The organism is Metabacillus mesotrionivorans (genome assembly GCF_052171315.1).
In the GTDB taxonomy this organism is placed as follows: domain Bacteria; phylum Bacillota; class Bacilli; order Bacillales; family Bacillaceae; genus Bacillus_P.
Genome location: NZ_JBQMFF010000003.1, coordinates 387,929 through 402,943, shown reverse-complemented (window position 1 = coordinate 402,943; position 15,015 = coordinate 387,929). Strand labels below are relative to the sequence as shown.

The window sequence follows — 15,015 nt, the reverse complement described above, 5'->3', positions numbered from 1 at the left end:
TGAGGTTTTGTCGTATAATAGCGCTACTGGCCAATACGTGCGCTCGTAGCTCAGTTGGATAGAGCGGTGGTTTCCGGTACCACGTCTGTCGGAGGTTCGAATCCTCTCGAGCGCGTCTAAATGATAGAGAGCTGTTTCCTTAGGGAAGCAGCTCTTTTTCATTTTTTATAAGAACGATAAGCCGAACCTGCTAGACTTTCACGGAAACAGGCTCATGCATCAGGGTAAGTGCCTTTCCAAAACTCCTCACTCTATCATCTACTATATAAAGGAGTGATAATAGTGAGTGTTTCGGATAAATATCAGATTGAACAGCGCTATATTCGAATTGGAAATGCGAGACCGGGAACTAGTTTAACCGGCCCTCTCTTCATTGTTGCACATGAGACCGCCAATAACTCTGCTGATGCAGATGACCATTTTTCCTATTTTAATAATGCACAGCCGAGTGCGTCTGCCCATACATTTATAGATGACGGAAAAATTCTTGAGATTATCCCTCTAAATGAGAGAGCCTATCATAATTTATATACAAATCCCGAGGACAACCGGCTGTTCGGGGCTGATGCGAATAATGCGGCAATTGGAGTGGAGCTGTGCCGTACGGGGGTTTTCCGCGAAGCGTATGACCGTTATGTCTGGTACCATGCCTATCTTTGCCGGAGGTTTAATCTTGATCCTTCTTCTAAAATTGTCGCGCACAGCACACTTGACCCGAGAAGACGTTCAGATCCTGAAAGCTGGCTTGTTCCAAACGGCGTAACGTTTGCCCAGTTTTTAAGAGATGTCCGTGCGTACTATAATTCGTGGGACAGCAGTACGTCTCCTCCAATCAGGGTTCAGCCGCCCGAGCGTGAAACAGGCAGTGAGATTGATACGACTGTGCTAAGAAGCGGGGATTCGGGATCGGATGTGCAATTTTTGCAGAAAAAGCTGATTTCCCTTGGATACTCGCTTCCGAGATTCGGGGCGGACGGGACGTTTGGAGCTGAAACAGAGGCTGCGGTGAGGCAATTTCAGCAGGAGCAGCGCATCCCCGTTGACGGAATTGTCGGACCGGAAACGTTCAGCAGGCTGAACAGAGCGAAACCAAGGCGTCCAAAGCCGTTTCCGGGGACTCTTTACAGACTGAAGACTCCGTACATGAGAGGATCCAATATTGGAGAAATCCAAAGGAAACTTGGTGTTCCTGCTGATTCGGTCTATGGCCCTGTCACAGCCCAGGCAGTAAGGGATTTTCAGAGAAGAGAAGGGCTTAAGGTTGACGGAATTGTCGGACCTGCAACCTGGGCACGGCTGTTTCGCTGAAAATAAGGAAAAAAAGCCCCGCAGGGAATTCCCGGCGGGGCATGTTTTAATGGAATGTGAATAGTATGTAAGCAGTCCAGTAAGCCGCACTGGACAAGAAGTGTTTATTGCCGCGCTTGGCGACTCAACATAATCAATGATAAATCATCATCCGTATTTTGTGAACAGGTAATTATTTCAAGGTAGCTTTCACCTTATTGTACGCCTCATCAAGATTTTGAATCCGTTTCAGCACAACCGAATTTTTGGTCAGCTGATCTTGTACAAGAGTGGAAACAACCGACCGGTAATACCGGTTCATTGCATCAAGCTCAGGAATCTGGTTCTCGTTGTGTCTAAGATGTTCTTTGAAATTCTGTACAAAATAGGGAACTGAAAATAATTCGCTCAAATTGATCTCTCCTTTGAAGTTTATTCCATTCAATGACGGACCGTTTTCGTGTAAAATGAACAGCAGGGGGAACGATCTATGGATATGAAAGCAGGTTTATTTCAAGAGCAGTCCTTAAAACTGAATATGACACAGGAACTAAAGCAAGCGATTACTCTCCTTCAGTACTCTTCTATGGAACTCGCGTCCTACATAGAGGACCTTACCCTTGAAAATCCCCTCATCGATGTGAAAGACAAGCCTGATTCAGGCGTATTGTATCATACCTCAGCCCTCAAAACGGCAAATGCCTCAAAAAAAGGAGACTTGCTTGAAAATGCAGCGAGCAGGACGGCGACTCTGCAGCAGCATCTGGAATCTCAGCTGCTTGGCATGAAAATGCAGCCCGAGGAGAAAAAAGCGCTGCACATTCTGATTCATGCCCTGAATCCAAACGGGTATATAGAAGAAGATCTGCAGGTGCTGGCAGAAAGATTCAGCATCAGCGAAGATGAACTGCAGATTCAGCTTGAGAATCTTCAAAAGCTTGATCCTGCAGGTGTGGGTGCCAGAAACCTGCAGGAGTGCATCTACCTTCAGCTGCTGCGGCTGCCTGAGCGCAATCAGACAGCAGAGCTGATTATCCGCGATTATTTTTATCTTTTTGCAGAAAAGTCATGGAAAGAGCTTGCTAAAAAAACGAAACTGGAATTGAAAGAGATACAATGTGTGCAGGACTTTATCCAAAAGCTGCATCCCCGTCCAGGTCTTGCTTTTCATCATGCCCATGACAGCTACATTGTGCCGGAGCTGATCGTAAAGAAAGTAAGCGGTGAGTGGCAAGTGATGTATAATGAAGGGAGTTCACCAAAAATCGGGGTGAATTCTTCGTATGAAGCTGCCTTTTCATCCACTGATGATGCGGATGTAAAGCAGTATCTTTCTTCTAAACTCAATCAGTGCAAATGGCTGATGAAAACATTGAATCAGCGGAAAGCGACCATGCTGAAAGTGATGCATGAAATTCTCAGAAGACAGACGGACTTCTTTGAAAAAGGCGGGCACTTTTTGAAACCGCTGACACTAAAAGCCGTAGCGGATGTGATTGATGTGCATGAGTCCACGGTGAGCCGTACGGTCAGGGAGAAATACGTACAGACACCCCATGGTCTGTATGAACTGAAGTTTTTCTTCTCAAATGGCCTTGAGCAGACTTCTCAGGACATTACGTCATCGGCTGTAAAATCACTCATCCAAAAGATGATCGAGAGCGAAAATAAACTGTCTCCGCTTTCTGACCAGCGAATTGCAGACACACTCTCACAGGAACACGGAATCGAAGTTTCAAGACGGACTGTAGCCAAGTACAGAGATCAGCTTGGCATTGCATCTTCATCTGCAAGAAAACGATATTAGGATGTGTTGGAATGATTTTAAACGTGTACTCAAGAGAAGGCTGCCCTCTTTGTGAGGAGGCCATCGAGGAATTAAACGGGCTGAAAGCGGATTTGGACCTGGACATACAGGTTATCGATATTCACTCAGACGATGGTCTGCTCGAAAAGTATCAGCTGATGATACCGGTGGCAGAATGTGACGGAAAAATCATCGGATACGGCCGTATCAGAAAAGAATTAATAAGAAAGCGGTTACTTGAAAAAAAGCAAGAAACAATAGTTGAATAAGCGAATTCACCCTGCTAGAATATGAATTGAAGCAGGGATGATTTTTTTTGCGGACAGTGGGACACAATACGTCATATAGGGACAAATGAAGTCCCGCGATTCTTAGTAAATAAGAAATTTCGTTAAAAAGGTCAGCCGGAACAAGATGCGCGGATGCGGGCATCAAGGCACATTTCTTATTTGAAAGGAATTAATACGATGAGATCACTGATTGAAGTCCAAAAAAAATTATTGCCTGATCTGCTTCTTGTTATGCAAAAGCGATATCAGATCCTTCAGTACATAAGACTGATGCAGCCGATCGGCAGAAGAAGCCTTTCATCGAGCCTCGGCATAAGCGAGCGGATTCTCAGGGGAGAAGTTCAGTTTCTGAAAGATCAGAACCTGATAGAGATTTTCCCGGCCGGAATGACGCTGACAAAAGAAGGGTCGCACCTGCTGAACGTTCTGGAAGAAGCGATGAAGGATGTTTTAGGTTTAACGTTTTTGGAAAATACATTAAAGGAACGTCTAAACCTGAAAAAGGTTATTGTCGTCTCTGGAGACAGCGATCAATTCTCATGGGTGAAAAAAGAAATGGGAAGAGCTTGCGTCTCATGCATAAAGGAACGTCTGACCGGGAAAAATATCGTCGCTGTCACTGGAGGAACAACGATTGCAGCCGTCGCAGAAATGATGACGCCTGACAGCAAAAACCGTGAGCAGCTTTATGTGCCGGCGCGGGGAGGCCTTGGTGAAAATGTAGAAAACCAGGCAAACACGATTTGTGCAAAAATGGCCGAACGGGCAATGGGCAACTACCGTCTGCTCCACGTTCCGGACCAGCTCAGCAAAGAAGCGTATCTTTCGATTACAGAAGAGCCTTCTATAAAAGAACTGCTTTCGCTCATTAAATCTTCAAGTATGGTCGTTCACGGAATAGGAGACGCTAAGACAATGGCGGAACGCCGTAAAACGCTGCCTGAAGATTACATAAAGATAGAGCAGGGCGAAGCTGTCGCAGAAGCATTTGGGTACTATTTCAACCAGGAGGGGGAAGTGGTCCACAAAGTGCAGACTGTCGGCATGCAGCTGAGTGACCTTGAAAAGATTCAAAACGTCATCGCAGTAGCGGGCGGAGCTTCAAAAGCCGGAGCCATACAGGCTTATCTGAAGCAGGCACAGGGTTCTATTCTCATAACAGATGAAGGTGCCGCAAAAGAGTTAATAAGGGATATTCATCCCTAATTATATAGTTACACAAAAAAATCTCTCACTTATCTAAAGGAGGAAATTTCAACATGGCAGTAAAAATTGGTATTAACGGTTTTGGACGTATCGGACGTAACGTATTCCGTGCAGCACTTAAAAATCCTAACGTGGACGTTGTAGCAGTTAACGACCTTACAGACGCTAACATGCTTGCTCACCTTTTAAAATATGACTCAATTCATGGCAGACTGGATGCTGACGTGAAAGTAGACGGAAACAACCTTGTTGTTGACGGCAAAACAATCCAAGTATCAGCAGAGCGCGACCCTGCTAAACTTTCTTGGGGCGAGCGCGGAGTAGAAGTTGTTGTTGAATCAACTGGTTTCTTCACTAAGCGTGCAGACGCTGCTAAGCACTTGGAAGCTGGCGCTAAAAAAGTTATCATCTCTGCTCCTGCAACAGATGAAGACATCACAATCGTTATGGGTGTTAACCATGACAAATATGACGCTGCAAGCCACGATGTTATCTCAAATGCATCTTGTACTACAAACTGCCTAGCGCCATTCGCTAAAGTTCTTAACGACAAATTCGGCATCAAGCGCGGTATGATGACAACTGTTCACTCATACACAAACGATCAGCAAATTCTTGATCTTCCGCACAAAGACTACCGTCGTGCACGTGCTGCTGCTGAAAACATCATCCCTACTTCAACTGGTGCAGCGAAAGCAGTATCTCTAGTATTGCCTGAGCTAAAAGGCAAATTGAACGGTGGAGCTATGCGTGTTCCAACTCCAAACGTTTCTCTAGTTGACCTTGTTGCTGAGCTTAACACAAACGTAACAGCTGAAGAAGTAAATGCTGCATTCAAAGAAGCTGCTGAAGGCGACCTTAAAGGAATCCTTAACTACAGCGAAGAGCCTCTAGTATCAGGCGACTACAATGGTGACCCTGCTTCTTCAACAATCGATGCTCTTTCTACAATGGTTATGGAAGACAGCATGGTTAAAGTTATCTCTTGGTATGACAACGAGTCAGGCTACTCTAACCGCGTAGTTGACCTTGTAGACTACATCGCTTCTAAAGGACTTTAATTCTTAAGTCGCACGAAGTTTGGTTTTAACCGAAAACTAACGATATAATGAGTGCAAAGGGGAAGGGGAATACAGCCCCCTCCCTTTTGTTTTGTATTTCCAATAAAAGGAGGAATTCCTGAAGATGAACAAAAAGTCAGTAAGAGACATCGATGTAAAAGGCAAAGTGGTTTTCTGCCGTGTAGACTTCAACGTGCCGATGAAAGACGGCAAAGTAACAGATGACACACGCATTAACGCAGCTTTACCAACCATTCAGCACTTAACAGAGCAAGGTGCAAAGGTTCTTTTAGCAAGCCATCTGGGCCGTCCGAAAGGCCAGGTTGTTGAGGAGCTTCGTTTAAATGCAGTTGCAGAGCGTCTTCAAGAATTGCTTGGGAAAAATGTTGCAAAAGCTGATGAAGCTTACGGCGACGCTGTAAAAGCGAAGATTTCAGACATGCAGGAAGGTGACGTGCTTCTTCTTGAAAACGTCCGTTTCTACGGTGGCGAAGAGAAAAACGACCCTGAGCTTGCAAAAGCATTTGCAGAGCTTGCCGATGTTTATGTAAATGACGCATTCGGAGCAGCACACCGTGCACATGCATCTACTGCAGGCATCGCTGAGCACATTCCGGCAGTTGCAGGATTCCTTATGGAAAAAGAACTCGAAGTACTTGGAAAAGCCCTTTCCAACCCTGAGCGTCCGTTCACAGCTATCATTGGCGGAGCAAAAGTAAAAGATAAAATTGGTGTCATTGACCACCTTTTAGATAAAGTAGACAACCTGATCATTGGCGGCGGACTTGCTTACACGTTCATCAAAGCACTTGGACATGAAGTAGGAAAATCTCTTCTTGAAGAAGACAAGATTGACCTTGCTAAAACGTTCATGGAAAAAGCGAAAAAGAACGGCGTGAATTTCTACATGCCGGTTGATGTTGTGGTTGCAGATGATTTCTCTAACGATGCAAACATCAAAATCGTTCCAATCGACAGCATTCCAAGCGACTGGGAAGGCCTTGATGCCGGACCGAAATCACGCGAAATCTACGCTGATGTCATTAAAAACTCTAAGCTTGTTATCTGGAACGGCCCTCTTGGCGTTTTTGAACTTGATGCATTTGCTGAAGGTACAAAAGCGGTGGCAGTAGCGCTGTCAGAAGCTGAGAATACATACTCAGTCATCGGAGGCGGAGATTCTGCAGCGGCAGCAGCAAAGTTCAATTTAGCTGACAAAATGGATCACATCTCAACAGGCGGCGGAGCTTCACTTGAATTCATGGAAGGCAAAGAACTTCCTGGAGTCGTCGCATTAAACGATAAATAATTCTTGTTAAGTTAGGATGGTGTACACAATGAGAAAGCCAATTATCGCAGGCAACTGGAAAATGAACAAAGTCATGGGCGAAGCAGCAGCTTTCATCGAAGAAGTAAAAGGTCTTGTGCCTTCTGCTGAGAAAGTGGATGCAGTTGTATGTGCTCCTGCTCTTTTCTTGGACCGCCTTGTAGAAGCTGTAAAAGGCACAGATGTAAAAATCGGTGCTCAAAACATGCATTTTGAGGAAAGCGGAGCATTCACAGGCGAAACAAGCCCTGAAGCTCTTAAAGACCTTGGCGTATCATACGTCATCCTCGGCCACTCTGAGAGACGCGAAATGTTTGCTGAGACGGACGAATCTGTCAACAAAAAAACAGCCGCTGCTTTCAAGCACGGTCTGACTCCAATCGTCTGCTGCGGCGAAACGCTTGAAGAGCGCGAAGCCGGAAAAACAAACGACCTTGTTGCTGATCAAGTAACAAAAGCTCTTGCAGGTTTAACTGACGAGCAATTAAAGCAGGTTGTCATCGCTTATGAGCCAATCTGGGCAATCGGTACAGGCAAGTCTTCATCTGCTAAAGATGCAAATGACGTTTGCTCTCACATCCGTTCAGTACTGGCTGACAAATTCGGAAGCGAAGCGGCAGAAGCAATCCGCATTCAATACGGCGGCAGCGTAAAGCCGGGCAACATTAAAGAATACATGGCTGAATCAGATATCGACGGAGCATTAGTCGGCGGAGCGAGCCTTGAGGCACAATCTTTCCTTCAGCTTCTGGAGGCAGGAAAGCATGAGTAAAAAACCGGTCGCCCTCATTATCCTTGACGGTTTTGCCCTGCGCAATGAGGAAAAGGGTAATGCGGTTGCACATGCGAAAAAGCCAAACTTTGACCGTTACTGGGATCAGTACCCTCATGCAACGCTGACAGCAAGCGGCGAGGCAGTCGGACTTCCGGAAGGCCAAATGGGAAATTCAGAGGTAGGTCACTTAAACATTGGTGCCGGCCGCGTTGTGTATCAAAGCTTAACACGTGTAAATGTGGCCATTCGCGAAGGCCAGTTTGAGAAAAACGAAACCTTCCTGTCTGCCATGAACCATGTGAAAGAAAACGGCACAAACCTTCATGTTTTCGGACTTTTATCTGACGGCGGCGTTCACAGCCATATTGAACACCTTTATGCGCTGCTGAGACTTGCCAAAGAAGAAGGCGTGAAAAACGTGTATATCCACGGATTCCTTGACGGACGTGACGTTGGTCCTCAAACAGCTGAAGGCTACATCAAAGAGCTGAATGAGAAAATTGAAGAATATGGCGTGGGTGCAATCGCAACCCTTTCAGGACGCTACTATTCCATGGACCGCGACAAGAGATGGGACCGTGTGGAAAAAGCTTACAAAGCCATGGTTTACGGCGAAGGCCCGACCTACACAGATCCGCTTGACTTAGTGGAGGATTCATATAAAAATGGTATCTATGATGAGTTCGTTCTTCCTTCTGTCATGACAAAAGAAGACGGCTCACCAGTAGCAACAATCAGCGAGAACGATGCGGTAATTTTCTATAATTTCCGTCCGGATCGCGCGATTCAAATTTCAAATACGTTTACAAACGAAGATTTCCGTTCATTTGACCGTGGACCAAAGCATCCGAAAAACCTTCATTTTGTCTGTCTGACTCACTTCAGTGAAACAGTTGACGGCTATGTTGCTTTTAAAGCAACAAACCTTGACAACACACTTGGTGAAGTTCTCTCACAAAACGGGTTAACCCAGCTTCGGATTGCCGAAACGGAAAAATACCCTCACGTAACGTTCTTCATGAGCGGCGGACGTGAAGCGGAATTCCCGGGTGAAACACGCATTCTTATTGATTCACCGAAGGTTGCAACCTATGACTTGAAACCTGAGATGAGCGCCTACGAAGTGACGGACGCGTTGCTTGGCGAAATCGAAGCGGACAAGCATGATGCAATCATCCTGAACTATGCAAACCCTGATATGGTTGGACACTCAGGCATGCTTGAGCCAACTGTAAAAGCCATTGAAACGGTTGATGAATGCCTTGGCAAGGTTGTAGATGCAATCATTGCAAAAGGCGGAACAGCGATTATTACTGCAGATCACGGAAACTCTGACGAAGTGCTCACACTTGAAGGAAAACCAATGACTGCACACACGACAAACCCGGTTCCTGTAATTATTACCAAGGAAGTTTCAGGCCTGAGAGAAGACGGCATTCTCGGCGATTTGGCGCCAACCGTGCTCGACCTGCTTGGAGTAGACCTTCCGAAAGAAATGACAGGCAAAACGTTAATTAAAAAATAACCATTCAAAAGGAGAGAATTTTAACATGCCATATATTGTTGATGTATTTGCACGCGAAGTATTAGACTCACGCGGTAACCCGACAGTAGAAGTAGAAGTACACACAGAAACAGGTGCAATGGGACGCGCATTGGTTCCATCAGGCGCATCTACAGGTGAATACGAAGCAGTAGAACTTCGTGACGGCGACAAATCACGCTACCTTGGAAAAGGCGTTCTTAACGCAGTTAAAAACGTAAACGAAGTAATCGCTCCTGAACTATTAGGTTTCGACGTAACTGAGCAAGTTGCAATCGACCACCTTCTAATCGAGCTTGACGGTATGGAAAACAAAGGTAAATTAGGTGCGAACGCAATACTTGGCGTATCTATGGCAGCAGCTCGTGCAGCAGCTGAATTCCTTGGACTTCCACTTTACCAGTACCTTGGCGGATTCAACGCGAAAACATTGCCGGTTCCAATGATGAACATCATCAACGGCGGCGAGCATGCTGACAACAACGTTGACATTCAGGAATTCATGGTCATGCCTGTTGGCGCTGAAGATTTCCACGAAGCTCTACGCATGGGCGCTGAAATCTTCCACAGCCTGAAATCAGTTCTTCAAGGCAAAGGCCTTAACACAGCTGTAGGTGACGAAGGCGGATTCGCTCCAAACCTTGGATCAAACGAAGAAGCTCTTCAAACAATCATCGAAGCAATCGAAAAAGCAGGCTACAAACCAGGCGAGCAAGTTATGCTTGCAATGGACGTTGCAGCTTCTGAGATCTTCAACAAAGAAGACGGCAAATACCACCTTACAGGTGAAGGCGTCGTAAAAACATCTGCTGAAATGGTAGACTTCTACGAAGACCTAGTTTCTAAATACCCAATCATCTCAATCGAAGACGGTTTAGATGAAAACGACTGGGAAGGCCACAAACTTCTGACTGAGCGCCTAGGCGACAAAGTTCAGCTTGTTGGTGACGACCTGTTCGTAACAAACACGAAAAAACTTTCTGAAGGAATCGAAAAAGGAATCGGCAACTCAATCCTTATCAAAGTTAACCAAATCGGTACCCTTACAGAAACATTCGACGCAATCGAAATGGCTAAACGCGCTGGCTACACAGCAGTTATCTCTCACCGCTCTGGTGAAACAGAAGACAGCACAATCGCTGACATCGCTGTAGCAACAAACGCTGGCCAAATCAAAACAGGTGCTCCATCACGTACAGACCGTGTTGCGAAATACAACCAGCTTCTTCGCATCGAAGACCAGCTTGGCGACACAGCTAAATACGATGGCATCCACACTTTCTACAACCTTAAAAAATAAGGATTGCTTTATGATAGAAAACCGCCCGGAGACTTTGGTCTTGGGGCGGTTTTTTTGTGTGTGAATCAGTGATGGTGGCTAAGTTTTAGAGTGCAACGTGAAGATCGTGAGCTAAACTTGAGGGAAGATTATAAATTGGTGCTGCTGTGGTTTGTGAAGTACGCTAAGCAGGAGTTAGCAGCAGGAACTGATGAGAGTGAAGGCCTGAAAGTGTTTTAAGCTAGGGTTAGCAGCACAAACTGGGTAGAGCTGAGGCCCGAAAGTGTTCTAAACATGAGTTAGCAGCACAAACTGGGTAGAGTACAGGCCCGAAAGTGTTCTAAACATGAGTTAGCAGCACAAACTGGGTAGAGCACAGGCCCGAAAGTGTTGTAAACCAGGGTTAGCCGCACAAACTGGGTAGAGCACAGACCCGAAAGTGTTCTAAACATGAGTTAGCAGCACAAACTGGGTAGAGCACAGGCCCGAAAGTGTTGTAAACCAGGGTTAGCAGCACAAACTGAGTAGAGTACAGGCCCGAAAGTGTTCTAAACATGAGTTAGCAGCACAAACTGAGTAGAGAGAAGGATCGAAAATGTTCTAAACCAGAGTTAGCAGCATAAACCAAGTAGAGCACAGGCCCGAAAGTGTTCTAGACCAGAGTTAGCAGCAAAAACTGGGTAGAGAGAAAGGTCAAAAGTGTTCTAAACCAAAGTTAGCAGCACAAACCGAGTAAAGAGAAGGATCGAAAGTGTTCTAAACTAGAGTTAGCAGCACAAACTGAGTAGAGCACAGGCCCGAAAGTGTTCTAGATCAGAGTTAGCAACACAAACTGGGTAGAGAGAAAGGTCAAAAGTGTTCTAAACCAAAGTTAGCAGCACAAACTGAGTAGACCTCAGGCCCAAAAGTGTTCTAAACCAGAGTTAGCAGCACAAACGAATAGAGCAACACTAAAGAAAGTGCTCCAAATTAAAACTACTATTTCTCTTCATAATTAGTGCCTCTCGAATGACCAATTCTCACAAAATTCTCTTTTAGTATTTTTTGTATAGACCTGCTGTTTTTTATATTTCCGCACCATTCGTGTATTTGTTCAGACGTTATTTTCCTATCCGGAAACAGGAGACGAAATTCCTCCACGCTTCTCAAAACACTGTTTTTAAATCTTTCTTTTTGTCCGCAGTTTACACAGACCAGCTGGTCCCTGCTTAATGGATCCATCCCCAACCTCCCACACCCCCCGCACACAATCCCCTTCCGAAGCCCCTCATATCTAAAATCAGGCCGCCGTTCATACGGGGATTTTTTCACATGAAGTGATAAAAGCTTCTCCGCAAGCTCCGAGTGGAGGCCTTGCTGCATACGGATATTTTTCAGTCTTAGGGAAAAACGATCCCATTGGGAAGGGAAGATTATAGGAGAATGGAGGGGAGCGTGGTAAAGGTGAAAGTGCGGGTTTACAAATACGACGTAGGCTTCAACCGGAAGCGGGCACCTCAAAATTTGAAGCTGCCTTTTAAGCAGAGATTCGCATCTTTTCAGCTGCAAAAGGGGGTTTTTGACTTCGGATTTTGTGGTGCATGAGATCCATTCTTCTTTTTCAATGTAGTGGTCTCCAGACATGTTTTTCACTTCAAAAAGATAGATTTTTTGCGGAGCGATGTAAAGGGAATCCATCTGATAGTGGCTTCCGCCGGTGACAAAGAGAAGGTCGTTTAAAATCAGCCCCTCTCCAGCGTGCTCTACCCATCCATCAAAGATTTTCTCTCCCTCATATCCGCTTTCAAGGTAGTCGAACTGTTTCTGGTCTGCACGCGCTAAGTCCATTCGTGCATGTAAGCTTCTGTACGTTCTCAGTTCCGCCGATTCTGTTCGCTCTTTTAAAATCAGCATAATCACCTCCTCCGCTCATCATAAGGCGAGAACAGAAGATCCGGCAAATCATCAAAATCTCATTTTGCTGATTGAAAAATCTATTTTGTTCGGACTGAGACACACAAAAAAACACCTTCTTCACCCCGAAGAAGATGCTTCATGTTTATGATGACGATGCCTGAATTCTTCATATGCCCCAGATCCTAAAATGACCCCGGATACAATGAAGAGAAGTCCAAACAAATGCGATGCATATACCGCCTCATGCAATATGAGAGCAGATCCTGCGAGTGCAAAAAAGGTGCTTAGATTCATGAAGATGGACGTTTCTGCCGGACCGACCATGCCGATGGCGTAGTTATAAGTCATGTGTCCGATGGCCGTTGCAAGGATGGCGGATGTGAAAAAGACTCCCCATACTTCAGGCGTTCCCTTAGTCAGGCTTGCAAGTCCGCCAGGCTCTGTCACCAGGCTGATAAGGAATAAAACGAAAGATCCAAAGAACAGCATGTAACCCGTCATAAGACGCGGATCCAATGTGCGGCACGCTTTTTTGATTATGATAAAGCTGCATGCCTGGGTAAAGATTGAAATGAAAATGTAGATATCACCAGTGTTCATGCTGCTGACGCCTTTGCTTCCGGCTAAGATGGTGAACCCGACACCGGTCAGCCCGAGGATAAATCCTGTTAAGCGGATGACTGTCAGACGCTGGTTAAGAAAAATAATGGACAAAATGGCTGTAAGCATTGGGCCAAGGCCGAGAATGAGTCCTCCATTTGTAGATGAAGTCATTGTCAGGCCGACAGAAAGAAAGTAGTGATGGCACACAACATTCAGCAGGCCCCCGGCTGCAATGTAAAAAGTTTCTTTTAATGTAGGCTTGCGGAGCAGTTTTAAAAAAGCCAGTATGATCAGGACACAAATGCTTGCAGTAAAAATTCTCACTGAGGTGACAGTAACAGGCATAAAGCTGTCAACAATGATTTTAAGCAGGGGCACATTCAGGCCCCATATGAGCATAACACCGACCAGAATCAGATAGATGCGGGTGTTGTTCAAGATTTTCCCTTCTTTCTGCGAACTATTTAAACAGCATATCACAGAGGAAGCTTTTCCCTCAAAGGGAATGTTTCGTGAGGCTAATAAAAAACAACTTTGAATGATAGTGACATTTGGACGGCAATATGGTAAATTGAAAATAATGCTAACCGGGTTTTAGGAGGTGTCGTCCATGCACGTTGTATTGATTACTTTGCTTGTTATCGTCAGTCTTGCCCTTATCGCAGTCGTACTTCTTCAATCTGGGAAGAGTGCAGGTTTATCAGGAGCCATTTCAGGCGGAGCTGAACAGCTTTTTGGAAAGCAAAAAGCACGCGGACTTGATTTGGTGCTTCATCGCGCGACCATCGTGCTGTCTGTTTTATTCTTTGTACTTACAATCTTGGTTTCTTACGCAGGATTTTAATACATCTTTCTAATCATTCGGGGGTCTGATTGCCATCAGACTCCCTTTTGTTATTGTTAAAGGAAATATATAAAGAACAAAAGGCTTTGGATAATATAACAAAGTTATCCTCGGCAAGCGTAAGTGCCTAGATCCTCTGTCAGAACAAATCCGTCAAAAAAGTCAAAACCGGACTTTTCCGCCGGATTCTTATCTGCCTATCGGATCTGAACAAGGCGCCTCCGCTTTTGTTATTTTTAAACAGCATTTTTGCCCTTTAATTAAACGTTTGTTTAAATAGAAACGGAAGAAGGAATCTTAACAATAGAAGCCTTTGTTTATATGACTAGTTTACATAAAGGAGTTTTTAAAAATGAAAAGAGTTTTGCCGAAGCCGTTTACGTTTGAAGGAGGAGACCGCGCTGTTCTGCTGCTGCACGGTTTTACAGGGAACACAGCGGATGTGAGGATGCTTGGACGCTATTTGAACGAGAGAGGCTACACGTGTCATGCCCCGCAGTACAAGGGGCATGGAGTGCCGCCTGAAGAGCTTGTTCATACGGGTCCTGAAGACTGGTGGAAAGACGTTATGGAGGGCTATCAGCTCCTTAAGGACCGGGGACATGAATCGATTGCGGTTGCCGGATTGTCGCTGGGCGGTGTGTTTTCGGTCAAATTGGGTTACACTGTACCTGTAAAGGGTATTGTGCCGATGTGTGCGCCGATGTACATCAAGAGTGAAGAAGTGATGTATAAAGGAATCCTTGAATATGCCCGCAATTTTAAAAAATTCGAAGGGAAAACAGAGGCGCAAATCGAAGAGGAAATGAAGCAATTTGAGAAAACGCCGATGAATACCCTGAAAGCACTTCAAGAGCTGATTGCTGATGTGAGGAATAATGTAGACATGGTTTACGCGCCTGCATTTGTAGCACAGGCAAGGCACGACCACATGATTAATACAGACAGTGCAAATATTATTTATAACGAAGTGGAAACAGACAATAAAAAAATTAAATGGTACGAAGAATCAGGACATGTCATTACACTCGATAAAGAGCGCGAGCAGCTTCATGCAGACGTTTACGAGTTCCTGGAAGGTCTTGACTGGCAGTAAA

At 45.2% G+C, this 15,015-nt stretch carries 14 protein-coding genes, 1 tRNA gene and 1 pseudogene; 13 read left to right on the top strand and 3 right to left on the bottom strand.

What is annotated here, in order from left to right:
• The first annotated feature begins 39 nt into the window (after window positions 1–39).
• From ACTSEZ_RS11950 to ACTSEZ_RS11940, 3 genes and pseudogenes are all read left to right on the top strand, one after another.
• A tRNA-Arg gene (locus ACTSEZ_RS11950) sits at window positions 40–115 on the top strand.
• Between the two features lie 167 nt (window positions 116–282).
• Window positions 283–810, top strand: a pseudogene (locus ACTSEZ_RS11945) (peptidoglycan recognition protein family protein); the annotation flags it as partial.
• A gap of 72 nt (window positions 811–882) precedes the next feature.
• Window positions 883–1,308: a peptidoglycan-binding domain-containing protein gene (locus ACTSEZ_RS11940; protein ID WP_369734493.1), complete on the top strand. Its 426-nt coding sequence runs from the start codon at window positions 883–885 to the stop codon at window positions 1,306–1,308.
• 172 nt (window positions 1,309–1,480) lie between these two features.
• Here the strand turns inward: ACTSEZ_RS11940 and yvfG are convergent, their stop codons facing one another.
• Window positions 1,481–1,699, bottom strand: coding sequence for a protein YvfG (gene yvfG, locus ACTSEZ_RS11935; protein ID WP_369734422.1), 219 nt, complete (start codon window positions 1,697–1,699; stop codon window positions 1,481–1,483).
• Between the two features lie 78 nt (window positions 1,700–1,777).
• Between yvfG and rpoN the strand changes: the two genes are divergently transcribed.
• From rpoN to eno, 8 genes are all read left to right on the top strand, one after another.
• A complete protein-coding gene (gene rpoN, locus ACTSEZ_RS11930) occupies window positions 1,778–3,094 on the top strand; it encodes an RNA polymerase factor sigma-54 (RefSeq protein ID WP_369734421.1) in 1,317 nt (438 codons plus the stop codon).
• 11 nt (window positions 3,095–3,105) lie between these two features.
• On the top strand, window positions 3,106–3,363 hold the full coding sequence (locus ACTSEZ_RS11925) for a glutaredoxin family protein (protein WP_369734420.1): 258 nt from the start codon (window positions 3,106–3,108) through the stop codon (window positions 3,361–3,363).
• Window positions 3,364–3,561: 198 nt separating this feature from the next.
• A complete protein-coding gene (locus ACTSEZ_RS11920) occupies window positions 3,562–4,590 on the top strand; it encodes a sugar-binding transcriptional regulator (RefSeq protein ID WP_369734419.1) in 1,029 nt (342 codons plus the stop codon).
• Window positions 4,591–4,643: 53 nt separating this feature from the next.
• Complete coding sequence (gene gap, locus ACTSEZ_RS11915) at window positions 4,644–5,651, top strand: type I glyceraldehyde-3-phosphate dehydrogenase (RefSeq protein WP_029284588.1); 1,008 nt, start codon at window positions 4,644–4,646, stop codon at window positions 5,649–5,651.
• A gap of 124 nt (window positions 5,652–5,775) precedes the next feature.
• The gene (locus ACTSEZ_RS11910) at window positions 5,776–6,960 is read left to right on the top strand and encodes a phosphoglycerate kinase (protein ID WP_369734418.1); all 1,185 of its coding nucleotides are present in this window, start codon (window positions 5,776–5,778) and stop codon (window positions 6,958–6,960) included.
• 28 nt (window positions 6,961–6,988) lie between these two features.
• A complete protein-coding gene (gene tpiA, locus ACTSEZ_RS11905) occupies window positions 6,989–7,750 on the top strand; it encodes a triose-phosphate isomerase (RefSeq protein ID WP_029284585.1) in 762 nt (253 codons plus the stop codon).
• Window positions 7,743–9,278: a 2,3-bisphosphoglycerate-independent phosphoglycerate mutase gene (gene gpmI / locus ACTSEZ_RS11900; RefSeq protein WP_369734417.1), complete on the top strand. Its 1,536-nt coding sequence runs from the start codon at window positions 7,743–7,745 to the stop codon at window positions 9,276–9,278. Before tpiA ends, gpmI begins: the two co-directional genes overlap by 8 nt.
• 25 nt (window positions 9,279–9,303) lie before the next feature.
• A complete protein-coding gene (gene eno, locus ACTSEZ_RS11895) occupies window positions 9,304–10,596 on the top strand; it encodes a phosphopyruvate hydratase (RefSeq protein ID WP_369734416.1) in 1,293 nt (430 codons plus the stop codon).
• A gap of 957 nt (window positions 10,597–11,553) precedes the next feature.
• Here the strand turns inward: eno and ACTSEZ_RS11890 are convergent.
• Window positions 11,554–12,402: a nuclease-related domain-containing protein gene (locus tag ACTSEZ_RS11890; RefSeq protein WP_369734492.1), complete on the bottom strand. Its 849-nt coding sequence runs from the start codon at window positions 12,400–12,402 to the stop codon at window positions 11,554–11,556.
• A 186-nt stretch (window positions 12,403–12,588) separates the two neighbouring features.
• A complete protein-coding gene (locus ACTSEZ_RS11885; RefSeq protein WP_369734415.1) occupies window positions 12,589–13,512 on the bottom strand; it encodes a DMT family transporter in 924 nt (307 codons plus the stop codon).
• Between the two features lie 172 nt (window positions 13,513–13,684).
• On the opposite strand from ACTSEZ_RS11885, the gene secG reads away from it, so the two are divergent.
• Together secG and ACTSEZ_RS11875 are read left to right on the top strand one after the other, a co-directional pair.
• Complete coding sequence (gene secG, locus ACTSEZ_RS11880; RefSeq protein WP_369734414.1) at window positions 13,685–13,918, top strand: preprotein translocase subunit SecG; 234 nt, start codon at window positions 13,685–13,687, stop codon at window positions 13,916–13,918.
• Window positions 13,919–14,270: 352 nt separating this feature from the next.
• A complete protein-coding gene (locus ACTSEZ_RS11875; protein ID WP_369734413.1) occupies window positions 14,271–15,014 on the top strand; it encodes an alpha/beta hydrolase in 744 nt (247 codons plus the stop codon).
• Window position 15,015 lies beyond the last annotated feature (1 nt).

Excerpts from the sequence above, each read along its gene's own strand:
- rpoN (WP_369734421.1), top strand. The coding sequence starts at position 1,778 with ATGGATATGAAAGCAGGTTTATTTCAAGAGCAGTCCTTAAAACTGAAT.
- ACTSEZ_RS11925 (WP_369734420.1), top strand. The coding sequence starts at position 3,106 with ATGATTTTAAACGTGTACTCAAGAGAAGGCTGCCCTCTTTGTGAGGAG.
- ACTSEZ_RS11920 (WP_369734419.1), top strand. The coding sequence starts at position 3,562 with ATGAGATCACTGATTGAAGTCCAAAAAAAATTATTGCCTGATCTGCTT.
- gap (WP_029284588.1), top strand. The coding sequence starts at position 4,644 with ATGGCAGTAAAAATTGGTATTAACGGTTTTGGACGTATCGGACGTAAC.
- ACTSEZ_RS11910 (WP_369734418.1), top strand. The coding sequence starts at position 5,776 with ATGAACAAAAAGTCAGTAAGAGACATCGATGTAAAAGGCAAAGTGGTT.
- tpiA (WP_029284585.1), top strand. The coding sequence starts at position 6,989 with ATGAGAAAGCCAATTATCGCAGGCAACTGGAAAATGAACAAAGTCATG.
- gpmI (WP_369734417.1), top strand. The coding sequence starts at position 7,743 with ATGAGTAAAAAACCGGTCGCCCTCATTATCCTTGACGGTTTTGCCCTG.
- eno (WP_369734416.1), top strand. The coding sequence starts at position 9,304 with ATGCCATATATTGTTGATGTATTTGCACGCGAAGTATTAGACTCACGC.
- ACTSEZ_RS11890 (WP_369734492.1), bottom strand. The coding sequence starts at position 12,402 with ATGGACTTAGCGCGTGCAGACCAGAAACAGTTCGACTACCTTGAAAGC.
- secG (WP_369734414.1), top strand. The coding sequence starts at position 13,685 with ATGCACGTTGTATTGATTACTTTGCTTGTTATCGTCAGTCTTGCCCTT.
- ACTSEZ_RS11875 (WP_369734413.1), top strand. The coding sequence starts at position 14,271 with ATGAAAAGAGTTTTGCCGAAGCCGTTTACGTTTGAAGGAGGAGACCGC.